This is a genomic window from Acrocarpospora pleiomorpha (genome assembly GCF_009687885.1).
Classification (GTDB): domain Bacteria; phylum Actinomycetota; class Actinomycetes; order Streptosporangiales; family Streptosporangiaceae; genus Acrocarpospora; species Acrocarpospora pleiomorpha.
In genome coordinates this window covers 153,229-165,469 of sequence record NZ_BLAF01000013.1, presented here as the reverse complement: position 1 = coordinate 165,469, position 12,241 = coordinate 153,229, and the positions used below count along the sequence as shown (strand labels likewise).

At 68.7% G+C, this 12,241-nt stretch carries 10 protein-coding genes; 4 read left to right on the top strand and 6 right to left on the bottom strand.

The genetic code is table 11. The features are described 5' to 3' along the window. From Aple_RS13095 to Aple_RS13085, 3 genes are all read left to right on the top strand, one after another. Positions 1 to 593: nitroreductase family protein (locus Aple_RS13095; protein WP_174889818.1), on the top strand; the 593-nt coding region annotated here is incomplete at its 5' end. A gap of 19 nt (positions 594 to 612) precedes the next feature. Next, on the top strand, positions 613 to 1,122 hold the full coding sequence (locus tag Aple_RS13090) for a flavodoxin family protein (protein ID WP_155344818.1): 510 nt from the start codon (positions 613 to 615) through the stop codon (positions 1,120 to 1,122). Between the two features lie 211 nt (positions 1,123 to 1,333). Beyond that, entirely contained in the window at positions 1,334 to 2,839 is a 1,506-nt protein-coding gene (locus tag Aple_RS13085) for a serine hydrolase domain-containing protein (protein WP_155344817.1), read from the top strand. Positions 2,840 to 2,882: 43 nt separating this feature from the next. Here Aple_RS13085 and Aple_RS13080 read toward each other — a convergent pair whose 3' ends face one another. The 5 genes from Aple_RS13080 to Aple_RS13060 all read right to left on the bottom strand — a co-directional run bounded on the left by Aple_RS13080 (position 2,883) and on the right by Aple_RS13060 (position 8,397). Further along, positions 2,883 to 3,893 carry a zinc-dependent alcohol dehydrogenase gene (locus Aple_RS13080; protein ID WP_155344816.1) on the bottom strand — a complete coding sequence of 337 codons (1,011 nt, stop codon included), beginning with the start codon at positions 3,891 to 3,893 and terminating at the stop codon, positions 2,883 to 2,885. A gap of 105 nt (positions 3,894 to 3,998) precedes the next feature. Continuing rightward, positions 3,999 to 4,697, bottom strand: coding sequence for a CBS domain-containing protein (locus Aple_RS13075; RefSeq protein ID WP_155344815.1), 699 nt, complete (start codon positions 4,695 to 4,697; stop codon positions 3,999 to 4,001). Positions 4,698 to 4,753: 56 nt separating this feature from the next. Then, positions 4,754 to 5,170 carry an Hsp20/alpha crystallin family protein gene (locus Aple_RS13070; RefSeq protein ID WP_155344814.1) on the bottom strand — a complete coding sequence of 139 codons (417 nt, stop codon included), beginning with the start codon at positions 5,168 to 5,170 and terminating at the stop codon, positions 4,754 to 4,756. Between the two features lie 95 nt (positions 5,171 to 5,265). Beyond that, the gene (locus Aple_RS13065) at positions 5,266 to 7,875 is read right to left on the bottom strand and encodes a bifunctional acetate--CoA ligase family protein/GNAT family N-acetyltransferase (protein WP_155344813.1); all 2,610 of its coding nucleotides are present in this window, start codon (positions 7,873 to 7,875) and stop codon (positions 5,266 to 5,268) included. A gap of 84 nt (positions 7,876 to 7,959) precedes the next feature. Continuing rightward, positions 7,960 to 8,397, bottom strand: coding sequence for a pyridoxamine 5'-phosphate oxidase family protein (locus Aple_RS13060; protein WP_155344812.1), 438 nt, complete (start codon positions 8,395 to 8,397; stop codon positions 7,960 to 7,962). A 274-nt stretch (positions 8,398 to 8,671) separates the two neighbouring features. On the opposite strand from Aple_RS13060, the gene Aple_RS13055 reads away from it, so the two are divergent. After that, complete coding sequence (locus Aple_RS13055; protein WP_155344811.1) at positions 8,672 to 10,015, top strand: SGNH/GDSL hydrolase family protein; 1,344 nt, start codon at positions 8,672 to 8,674, stop codon at positions 10,013 to 10,015. 94 nt (positions 10,016 to 10,109) lie between these two features. Here the strand turns inward: Aple_RS13055 and Aple_RS13050 are convergent, their stop codons facing one another. Continuing rightward, the gene (locus tag Aple_RS13050) at positions 10,110 to 12,185 is read right to left on the bottom strand and encodes a cellulase family glycosylhydrolase (protein WP_155344810.1); all 2,076 of its coding nucleotides are present in this window, start codon (positions 12,183 to 12,185) and stop codon (positions 10,110 to 10,112) included. Positions 12,186 to 12,241: the final 56 nt, after the last annotated feature.

The window sequence follows — 12,241 nt, the reverse complement described above, 5'->3', positions numbered from 1 at the left end:
CCCGCCTGTATGAGGCGATTCCCGCGCGCAGGACGAACCGCGAGCCGTACAACGGGAAGCCGGTCCCGCCCGCGGTAATGGCCGAGCTGCGGATCGCGGCGAGCCGCGAAGGCGCCTGCCTGATCCCGTTGGACGGGCAGGCCGTCGCCGAGATGCTCGAATACGCCGCCATGGCCGAGGACGAACTGGCTGCCGACCCTGACTACCGGGCCGAACTCGCCCGCTGGGCGCTGCCCGGGTTCGTGCGCGGCCCGGTGCCGACGGGGGACCCGCCCGTGACGCGGCGCCTTGGCGAACGCGGCCGGGTCGCGGCGTTCGAGCCGCGGCCGCAGCTCGCCGTTCTCACCACGCGCGGCGACCGGCCCGTCGACTGGCTGTGCGCCGGGCAGGCGCTGGAGCGCGTGCTGCTCACCGCGACGGCACACGGGCTGTCGACCTCGTTCCTCAACCAGCCGCTGGACCTGCGGGACATGCGCCGGCGCAGCGATCCCCGGCACCGCCGCGGCCACCCGCAAATGATCATCAGGCTCGGCTACGGACCGCTCGTCCCGCGGGCGCCCCGCCGCCCCGCTACGGACATCCACCACACCTAGTGAGAGGAGATGAGCGCCCATGCGCGCGCTCGTCGTGTACGAATCGATGTTCGGCAACACCAAGCAGATCGCCGAAGAGGTGGCGCGCGGCCTGACGACCCGCATGCCCGTGGAGATCCTGGAGGTCGGCACCGCGCCGGTACTGCTCCCCGACGAGGTGACCCTGCTGGTCGTGGGCGGCCCCACGCACGCGTTCGGCATGTCGCGCGCGAGCACCCGCGATTCCGCCGAGCAGCAGGCCGACGGCGACCTGATCTCCCGTGGCGAGGGGATACGCGAGTGGCTGTCCGCCCTGCGGGTCACCATCCCCATCGCCGCCGCCGCGTTCGACACCAAGATCCGTGCCGCGTACATGCCCGGCTCGGCGGCCAAGGGCGCGCACAAGGCGCTCCGCAGGCACCACCTGCGCCTGGCCGCCCCGCCGATGAACTTCTACGTCACCGGGACCAAGGGCCCGCTGGAGGAGACCGAACTGCGGCGCGCCCACGAGTGGGGCGAGTCTCTCGCCGACGCCATGGCAAGCACCTGAGGCGAAAGCGCCCGGCGGGAGCCGCGACCGACTGGGCGGAAAATCGGATTGGCGATGACCGGGGCCAGGGGTATGGTCGTCAGTGGCGGTTTCCGGCCGCCTCTGGGTCCGCGGGCAGAGCTGCAAGCTCACCGGTTCGCCAAGCAAATCGACGGCATGTCTTTTCCCCGCCCGATGTCGCGGATCCGCGGGCGCCGAGGGAAGGACTGCCTTGTCCGATCAGTCGCGCGCGCTCCCCGACCGGCCGAGTCTCCGGTATCTGAAGCTCGAGGCGAAACGCCGCCTCTCCGCCGGGGAATTCGCCATGCTTCACCAGGCCCAGCTGGCCATCGCCCGCGAGCACGGGCTGCCGAGCTGGACCGCGCTCAAGGAACACATCGAGGCCGCGAGCCACGCCCTCATGCAGGTGCGGTGGTTCATGTCCCGCTTCGCGGCGGCCGATACCCCGGAGTGGACACCCCCTGACGAGGAGGAACTGCGCCGGCACTTCGACGACCACTACCTGAGCCTCCTGCCGCCGGACACGCTGATCCAGGTGTTCAGCTCGGTGGCGCAGCAGCTGCGCGAGGACCTCGCCGACGTGCGGGCCGAGCCGCTGCGCCTGCACGCGCGGATCGCCGACCTGCGGGTCGAGGCGGCGACCGAGGCCGACCCGCCGTACCGGCTGCGCACGCTGCGGTTGTATCCACTGGAGACGAAGGTCAAGGACCCGCGCGTGGCGGCGCCGGCGACGCGTACCTTCGGTGCGGTGCCGGAGGAGGCGGCCGCGGTGGCCGCGGAATCGTTCGCCGAGCTGGGGCTGGTCGGCCTCATCGTGGCCGGCGCGACCGGTGACGGCTCGGTGTGGGTGACCGCGCAGGGTTGGGCGAGCCTCGACCAGGATGAGGCGCTGCTGCCCGAACACCGGTTTCCCGCGAGCTCGATCACCAAGCTGATCACCGCGGTCGCCGTCCTGCGGCTGGTCGCGGACGGGCGCGTACGGCTCGACGAGCCCGCGAACGCGTATCTGCGCACCATCCGGCTCGCCGACGACGCCGTCACCGTACGGGAGCTGCTGTCCCATACCGGCGGCGTCGACAACCTCGCGCCGATGTTCGACGACCACGTCCCCGACCTGGTCTCGGTCACCGGGCCGGTCGTGGCGTGCGGCGGCCCACGCGGCACATTCGCCTACGGCCACGGCGGGTACGCGCTGCTCGGGCAGCTGATCGCCGACGTCACCGCATCGAGTTACGAGGAGGCGGTCTCCCGCATGGTGCTCCAACCCCTCGGGATGAGCGATTCGTGGTTCCCGCGCAGCGTTCCGGCCACCGGCGTGGCCATCGGCCACCGCCTCACGGACGAGGGCTTGTTCGAGCGGGTACCGACGCAGATCTCCGTCGTGCCGGCCGCGGGCGGTCTGTGGACCACGGCGGCTGATCTCGTCCGCTTCGGCCTCGGCTGGTCCTCGCTGCTGCCCGACGCGCTCGCCCGCGAGGCGCTCAGGCCGCAGGCCGAGCGGGGCGACAGCCCAGGTGGCCAGACGGGCCTCGGCTGGGGGCTCGTGCTGCCCAAGGACGTCGCCGGGCACCCCGGTGCCGGGTCCGGCTACTCCGCGTCCCTGATCATCAGACCGGGGCTCGTCAGTCCGGGCGGCGGCCAGACCTGGCTCGTCGTCACCAACCGGCAGGTCGTGGTCGAAGCGATCAACGAGCGACTGGCCCTCCCGATCGCCTGAGCGGGGGCGCCGTCATGGCCGTGGCCGTGGCGGCGCTCACCAGTCAGAACTCGAAGACCACGCGCGCGTCGACGCGGCCGGACAGCACGTCCTCGATCGCCTCGTTGATCTCCTCGAGCTTCCGCGTCTCGTACCTGACCTCGGTACGTCCCGCCGCGTGCAGCCGGAAGACCTCGGCCAGGTCGGCCCTGGTCCCGACGATGGAGCCGATCACGCTGATGCCGCCCAGGACTGTCTGGAATATCGGCAGCTGCATCGTGTTGCCCTTCGGCAGGGAGACCAGCACCAGCCGGCCGCCGCGCCGCAGGCTGGCGTGGGCCTGCTCCAGCACGTGCGGGTCGGCCGCCAGGACGACGGCCATGTCGGCCCCGCCCAGGTCCTTGATCGCCGCGACCGGGTCGGTACGGGCCGCGTTGACCGTGTGCGTCGCGCCCAGGCCACCGGCCAGCCGGAGCTTGTCCTCGGTGACGTCGACGGCGATCGTTTCGGCGCCGAAGATGCCCGCGTACTGCAGGGCCAGATGGCCGAGCCCGCCGATCCCGAAGATCGCCGCGCGCTCGCCGGGGCGCAGCCCGGAGACCTTGACCGCCTTGTAGGAGGTCACCCCGGCGCAGGTGAGGGGCGCGGCCTCGCTCGGTGAGACGCCCGCCGGCACCGGGACCACGTAGCGGGCGTCCGCGACGGCCCACTGGGCGTGGCTGCCGTCGATGCTGTAGCCGGTGTTGCGCTGCGATTCGCAGAGGGTCTCCCGGCCGCTGACGCAGTACCCGCAGGTGCCGCACGCCGACCCGAGCCACGGGATGGCGACCCGCTCGCCGACGGCCCGGCCGGTGACGCCGGTGCCGAGCTCCTGGACGATGCCGACGCCCTCGTGTCCAGGGGTGAACGGCGGGTGGGGCTTGACCGGCCAGTCGCCGCGGGCGGCGTGGATGTCGGTGTGGCACAGCCCGCTGGCCTCCATGCGGACCAGGACCTGGCCGGGCGCCGGCGAGGGAACGCGCGTCTCTCGGACCACGAGGGGCTGGTCGAACGCGATGACGGTTGCTGCTTGCATGGTCGCCTCCAGGTTTCGCCGTTTACTCCACTCTGCGAGTGGCGGGCGCTCGCGCTTAGAGGCGTTGGTCCACACCTGGCGGGACCATGCGCACCTCCCGGTGTGTCAAGCGCTCTTCCAGTCGGCGTCGTCGTCCTTCCATTCCAGCTCGTTGATCACGTCGACCACGCCGTTCACCCGGCCGACCATGCGGGCGGCGATCTCGGCCTCGCTCCGGCGGGTCATGGTGCCGCCGAGGGTGACGATGCCCTGGTCGACTTTGACGCGGATGTGCTCGGTGTCCACCCACAGCGAGCGGCCGAGAACGTCCTCGCGGACATCGCGGGCGATATCCGAGTCAGGCCGGACGAAGACCCTGATCAGGTCATGGCGGCTGACCACGCCCACCAGGCGGTCGCTCTCGTCGACGACCGGCAGCCGCTTGATCCCGTGCTTCTCCATGAGCCGGGCGGCCGCGACGGTCGAGAGCTGCGGCCGTACGGTGATCGCGGGGGCGGTCATCAGCTCGGCGGCGGTGTCGCCGTGGGCCTTGGCCTCGGGGTGGCCGGATTCGCGGTTGAGCCGGTGCCGCAGGCGGGCGCGCAGCGGCGGCTGGTAGCCCTCGCGGTAGTAGAGCTCGCGGAACTCCTCCTTGCGGAGCAGGTCGGCCTCGGACACGATGCCGATGACGCGGTTCTCCCCGTCCACGACGGGAACGGCGCTGACCCCGCGAGCGATGAGGATCTCGGCGATTTCCTTGAAGGGCGTGTCTGCGGTGACCAGGGCGACCGTCCTGGTCATGACGGCTTCTACGGTGGTGCGCATGGCGGGTCCTCTCCCGATGGGTGCGGGCCCGTCCGCGGACGGGCCCGCGGGTGATGTCACTTGGTGGTGCGGGGCTTCCCGACGGGGATGCGGATGCCCGCGTTCTTGGCGTCGTCCAGCTTCACGCTGATCTCCAGGAGGCCCTTGTCGTAGACGGCCTTGACGTCCTTGGGGTCCGCGCCCGGGGGCAGGACGACGGATCGGGTGAGCGCGCCGTACCGGAATTCGGTGTGGTGGGCGTCCTTCTCCTCGTGGTGCCGTTCGGCGTGGATGGCCAGCACGCCGTCGGTGAGGGTGATCTCGAGGTCCTTGTCGGGGTCGATGCCGGGGAGTTCGGCCAGCAGGACGTACCTGCCGTCCTTGATGTAGTCCTCGAAGCGGATCGCGGGGCCGAATCCGGCCAGGGGTGCTTCGAGCCAGTCGAAGATCTCCGGGAACAATCCTCTCGGCTGCCTGCGGGTGAGTGTGGTCATCTGCCACCTCCGTGGTCTTTGTTCTTTTCGTCTCCATCCCACGCCGGGTGGGGTGCCGGGCGTAGGGCCGGAGGTCCCCGCAGTGGTGCCGTTGGTCAGCGCAGCCGGCGGGTGAAGGGGGAGGGCGGCGGGTCGGCGGGAGCCAGCCGGATTCGGGCGTCCACGGCGATGGCGGCGCGCGGGGTGACGATGACCGGGTTGAGGTCGAGTTCGGCGACTTCCGGGAGGGCGTCCAGGAGGCGGCCGACGCGGACGATCTGGTCGGTCAGTGCTGTGGTGCTGGCCCGGGGGCGGTTGCGGTAGCCGTACAGGAGGGGGGAGCAGCGCAGGTCGGCGATCATTTCGGCGGCGGTGGCCGGGGTGAGCGGCGGGACGCGGAAGCTGCGGTCGGCGAGCAGGTCGGCGGTGACGCCGCCCATGCCGACCATGACGAGCGGGCCGAAGGCCGGGTAGTTCACGCCGCCGAGGATGATCTCGACGCCGTCGGGGACCATGTGCTGGACGACCGCTCCGGTCATTGTCGGCCCGACCCGCGCCGCCATGTCGCGGTAGGCCTGCTGGACCTCGGCCGGCGTGTTCAGGCCGGTCCGGACGCCGCCGACGTCGCTCTTGTGTACGGGGCCTGTCGCCTTGAGCACGACGGGCAGGCCGAGCAGGGCGGACGCCTCGGCGGCGGTCTCCGGACCGTCCACGGTGATCGACTCGACGGTGGTCACGTCGAAGCAGCGCATCAGCCGGTCGGTGGTCACCGGATCCAGCCAGCCGCCGTCCGGCCGGAGCTTGAGTTCGGATCGCACGATCTGACGCCCGCAGCGGTCGTCCGCCCAGCTCGCGATCGCGGGAGGATCCTCGGGCGCGTGCCGCCACTGCCGGTAGGCGGCGGCTCGCGCCAGCGCCTCTACGGCCTGCTCAGGAAACGCGTAACTGGGAACCCGATCGTCGATCATGCCGTCGTAGCCCATCACGCACGCCACCACGGTCTTGCTCGCCCTCCGGGTCGCCTCGGCGATCGCCTTCCTGGTGGCGTCCATACCCGAGCCGAACGGCGGGGTATAGATCACCAGGACCGCGTCGATCCCCGGTTCCGCCAGGGAGGCCTCGATGGCCAGGCCGATCTGTTCCGCCGTGGCGTCGGCGGTGAGATCGATCGGGTTGGCGAGTGCCGCCGCGGCCGGAACCCGCGCGGCCAGCGCGGCAGAGGCGGGAAGTTCGGGGACGATCAGCCCGTGGCGTTCGCAGGCGTCGGCGGCCATCGCCTCGGGCCCGCCGGAATTGCCGACGATGGCGACGCGGCGGCCCTCCGGGAGCGGCTGAGCAGCCATCAGCCGGGCGGTGTCGATCAGGTCGCGGATGCTATCCACCCGAACCACGCCGGCGGCCCGGACGAGAGCGTCCACCGCGATGTCGGGCGTGGCGGCGGCCGCGGTGTGCGAGCGCACCGCCCGGTCACCCGATCCCGAGCGGCCGCTCTTGACCAGGAGGACCGGCTTGCGGCGTCCGACGCGGGCGGCGATCCTGGCGAACTTGCGGGGATTGCCGAACGACTCGAGGTAGAGCGCGATCACGTCGGTGGCGTCGTCGTCCTCCCAGAATTCGAGCAGGTCGTTGCCGCTCACATCGGCCTTGTTGCCGACCGAGACGAAGGAGGAGACGGCCAGCCGAGCCATGAGCGTCGCCCCGACCGCGCCCGACTGCGACATCAGCGCGATCCTCCCGGCGGTGGGCGCCAGGGGGAGGAAGCTGGCGTTCAGCCGCGCCGAGGTGTTCACGAGGCCGAGGCAGTTCGGGCCGATCAGGCGGATGCCCGCCGACCGGCAGATCGCCAGCAGCTCCCGCTCGGCGTCCCGCCCGTCGTTCTCGGCGAACCCCGCCGAGAGGACCACCAGCCCGCTCACCCCGGCCGCCGCGCAGTCCCGGGCGACATCCAGCACGGCCGGAGCGGGCACCGCGATCACCGCCAGGTCGACCGGTCCAGGCACGGCCGGATAGGCCTGCATCCCGGCCACTTCCGAAGCCTTCGGATTCACCGGGTAGAGCTCGCCGCGGAAGCCGCCGTCCAGCAGGTTGCGCAGCACTTTGTGGCCGATCCTGGCGGGATCACGGCTCGCGCCGATCACCGCCACCGACGCCGGTGCCAGGATCCTCGCCAGCGAGGCCCGCTCGGCCTCGTGTTCCCGGGCCTCGATGCTCGCCAGCAGTTCCGGCGTGCGATCCAGCTTGATCCGCACGTCCACCGTCGCGTTGTCGTAGTGGAAGTCCACCTCCAGGCCGATGTCGCGGAGCACCCGAAGCATCGCGGAATTCTCGGCCAGCACCTCGCCGACCAGCTCCCGGATGCCGTGCCGGGCGGCGTGGTCGGCGAGATGTTCCAGCAGGATCGTCCCCAGCCCCTGCCCCTGCACCCGGTCGTCGAGCAGGATCGCCATGTCGGCGACAGCGCGATCAGCGGTCGGGATGTATTCGCCGACCCCCGTCAATTGGCCGTGCTTGACCGCGATCAGCGCGTGGCCCTGGTAGCCAGCCCGGGTGAGGAGCTCCATGTACGCGTGCGCGCTCGACCGCCCCCCGGTGAAGAACCGCAGATAGGCCGAACGCTGGGAAGTGCGGTCGACGAGCTCGTGCAGCTGAGCGAGATCGCCGGGCGCGAGGGGCCGCACGTGCGCGATGTCGCCGTTGCGCAGCAGGACGTCGCATTCCTCAGACATGGAGATCTCCAGTTCGCGCCGGGACGGGGGGCACGAGACACCATCCCTCCGGCCGGACCCGCACGACAGAGCCGGACGACCCTTTCAGTGAAGGACCTTGGTCGCCTGACTCGTGGCCGACCACAGGCGGCGCCCGGAGATCTGCTCGGTATGGATCACGATGAAGTGATCGAGCCGCCCCGGCGTCCACGGCGTCAACGGCAACTCGGCGAGGCGCCGCGCCTCCGCCGGATCCGTCACCGCCCGCGCGCTCCCGACAGCGGTGACCGACCAGCCCGTACGGCTACGCAGGTCGATGTCATCCGCCTCGAAGGCCACGATCGCATTGCGGGTGGCGACGGCCAGCTTGGAGCCGGTCGCAGTACGGATCACGATGTTCTGCCCGTCCAGATGGAAGTTGACCGGCTGCACGGCAGGCAGGGCATGATCGGTGAAGACGATTCGCCCCAGCGATGTCAGCGACAGCAGGTGCAGACACTCCTGACGCGAAAGCACCCGCAGTCCGGCCGAATCAAGTCTCATACCTCCAGGCTGGCACCCCGGCCCCCGCCGGTAGAGGGCCGAAGGTCCCTTCACTCGATGCGTTCGACCCTCTTCCGGCCCCGGAACGCCGGAATGGTCGAGCAGTTCCGCAAGCCTGGTCAACGTTGCCGCAAACTTGCTCCATTTGTCTTATGCGCTCGCAATTCTTCCGAATGGGTATTCCAACTTCATTTGTGGAGTGCGTAAACCGTGATCTCGAGGCTGCCGTCCTACGCTTGACGTCTATTTAATCAAGCAATAAGGGGATCAATCGGTGTCAAAATTACGCGTCGCCGCGCTGGCGAAATGCGGCACAGTTGCCGTGTTCGTCGTTCTCGCGATGATCGGACCGGCAGCCGCGTCTCCAAAACCAGATCAAGGAAGTGGCGGTAACGCCGCGACTGAGCCCAGCGTGCGCGCGAAGGCGGTTGCGGCATCGCCAGTCATCACCTTCTCCGAATTTCCGGAGGGTACGGCGATAGCCACGCAATACCAGGACAAGGGAATCATCTTCGGGGGAGACGCTCCCTTCATCACCTCCGATGGCTCCAACCCAACCACGCCGGTCCTGTCCGGCACGCCGCGGTTCCAAGGAGCGATCACCGGAACATTCGTCACGCCAGACGGTAAGCCGCGCACGATGCGGAAGTTCAGCCTCGACGTCGGATACATCAACAATCCCGGCTCCGTGGCGATCACCGTGTTCAACGCCAAGGGCGCCGTCATCAACACCACCTCAGCTGACAGCGTCGGCATTGTCCCCATCACCGTCGCGCATGAGGGAATCGCGTCCTTCAAGGTCGCCTCAGTGAGTCAAGAGGACGCCGGTTTCGCCATCGACAATGTGGATTTCGAGCAGCAGCAGACGCTCGCCGCTTTGGGCGACTCCTACTCCTCCGGTGAGGGCAGCGGTCCGTACGACAAGGCGTCCGGTGGGTGCCACCGTAGCGACACGGCCTGGCCTCGGCTGGTGGACGAGCAGCGGTCCGACCTCGTCATGGGCGCGCACGTCGCCTGCTCGGGGGCGAAGTTCGAGGCGCTGAAGAAGAAATTCAAGAACGAGCCCGCCCAGCTTGACCAGCTCAAGCAGATGGCGGAGCCCGCAGGCGTCATCACCATGACCATGGGAGGAAACGACCTGGGATTCAGCCCTGTCTTGACCGCCTGCTACATCGACAACTGCACCTACAAGCCGCTTTTCGGCGATTCGACGTTGGGCCAAGCCGCGAAACGACTGCCCAAGCTCAAAAAGACGGCGATCAAGGGGTACCAGGACCTCAAGGCAGCGGCGGGTGATGCTCGCATCGTCATCGTCGGATACCCGCGGATGTTCCCGGACAAGAAGAGCGAGGAACGTTGCCTCTGGCTCAGCAATGCCGAACGCCGTGAACTGAACGAACTGGCGAAGAAACTCGATGACACGCTGCGAAGCGCCGCGCAGGAGGCCGGCGTCGAATTCGTGTCCGTGCTGGAAGCTCTCGACGGCCACGAGGCCTGCTCTCGCGACTCATGGATCTTCCGAATCGGCCTGAGCGGAGGCCAGCAACGAGGCCATCCCACCAAGCAGGGCCAGGAAGCCATCGCGGGCATGGTCCGCGCCTATCTGGACGCGGTCTGAGGTGACCGTGGCCCGGCGCGTCCATTCGCTCGCCGGGCCACGCCTGGGATACAGGCGGGCCACGATCCAAGAGAGCGTGGCCCGCCTGGCTTGGTCAGGTTGTGGTGCCGGTGACTGTGGATCCTGACTTGGTGACGAAGTAGGTTACGGTCGTGCCGCTCCAGAAGTGGAGGGTGAGTGTGACTCGGGCGGCGTCGTTGACTTCGGCGAAGAAAGCCGGTGTCAGCGTGATTGTGTTAGTGCTGTAGTTGGGGGCGAATGCGACGTCGAATTCCTTGAACGACGTCCAGTTGTGGGGGCCGGCGTTGGTGCCGTTGGCGTACTTGGCCTCCATGGTGGCGAGTTGGTCGCCCCTGAATGTGGTGGGGATGGCGAAGGAGTTCGTTGTTCCGTTCGCGTTCTGCACGGTCGGGGTGTCGTAGGTGAGGATGTTGATTCGCCACGGGACGCCCTGGGAGAACCGAGCCGACAGTGTCGCGTTGACGCCGTAGGCTCGGGAGCCTGTCAGGCGGGTGAGTGCGGATGCCGTGAAGGTGAGTTGGTTGCCGGAGACGGTGTAGTCGGTGCCGCGTACCAGATCTGTGTTGCCCTGGCGGATGCCTGCGAACGAGGTGCCGTTCAGGTTCAGGGTGAGCGATTTGCTGGTGATGGCGGATGCTCTGGCGTTGAATACCTGATCCGATGAGGCCGTACCTGAGCGTGTCGTCCAGCTGGACTTGATCTGCGCGAACAGTTCGGGGTCGGACCACTGGAAGGAGGTCCGGCCGAAGTGCTGGCCGTTGTCCCACAGCATGGTGGTGATCTGCCTGGTGCGCGCGTAGTGGCCGAGGAATTCGAAGAACTTGAGTTTCTCGCCCTGCTGGATTGTGCCGGTGTGCCGGTCGAAGCCCAGCAGGCCGTACTCGCCGATGATCACGGGGATGCCGCGGGTGATGAAGGCGTTGTACACCCGGTCGAAGGAGTCGGTCAGGTCCTGCTGGACGGTGGCGTCGAAGCGTGTGCCGCCGGCGACGTTGACGCTGAATGGCCAGTATCCGTAGAAGTGGACCGTCGCGATGAGGTTGGGGTCGTTCATCGCGTTGAACGTGCTGACGAGTTCGTCGACTCTGGGCTGGTCGGCCGAGGTGTGCAGGGTCGGCAGGACGAGCAACCGGGTCGCGTTGTTGCCGCCCGACTGGCGCACGATGGTTCGGAAGGACGTGTTGAGGTCATTCAGCAGCGTCGCGTTCTGGGCGTCTCCGGAGCTGCCGGTGAAAGTCGGCTCGTTGACGCTCTCGAATATCAGCTTGGGTGAGGAGTTCCGGAATGTGCTGGCGATCTGGGTCCAGATCGCGTTGTATCGGGCGAGTACGTTCGTCCGGTCGCCTGGCATGTTCTGGATCCACTGCCAGGAATCGTGATGGATGTTGATCATCACGTAGAAGCCGTCGGCGAGGGCCCAGTCGACGACCTCTTTCACCCGGTTCATGTGCGTGGCGTTGATGGTGTAGCTGGGCGCCCCGCCCTGGTACTGACCCCAGGTCACCGGGATCCGGATGCTGTTGAAGCCCTGCGCCCTGATGTTGTCGAGCAGCGCCGCCGTGATCTGCGGGTTGCCCCATGAGGTCTCGCCCGAGCCGGTGGCGTCGAGGGAGTTGCCCAGGTTCCAGCCGGGCTGCATCGCGGCCACGACGGCGCGCGCGTTACCGGGCGGCGGGGTGGGTGTCGGCGTCGGGGTCGGCGTCGGGGTCGGCGTTGGCGTGGGCGTCGGTGTGGACGTTGGGGTGCCACCGCAGGCCACGCCGTTGACGGTGAAAGCGGTGGGGTTGGTGTTGGCGCCGCTATAGCTGCCGTTGAAGCCGATGGTGACGCTCGCTCCCGTTCCCAAACCGGGCGCGTACGACGGAGCGGTCACGGTCACGCTCTGGCCCGACTGAGTCCAGGTTCCGCCCCAGCCCTGGGTGACCTGTTGGTTCCCGGGCCAGGTGTAGCGCAGCGTCCACGGATTGACCGGGTCGCCGAGGTTGTTGATCGTGATGTTGGCGCCGAACCCGCTGCCGTTGTCCCAGGCCTTGGCGTAGGTCACGGAACAGGCGACCGCCGCGTGGGCCGCGGGCGGGGTGACGGCCACCCCGATCGCCGCCAGGAGCACGGCCGCTGTGGACACAATCCACAAACGTAATTTCTTCATCTTCAAGCCTCCATGGATGGAGCGCCCGATTTGGGAGCGCTCCCATGCTTGGCCTG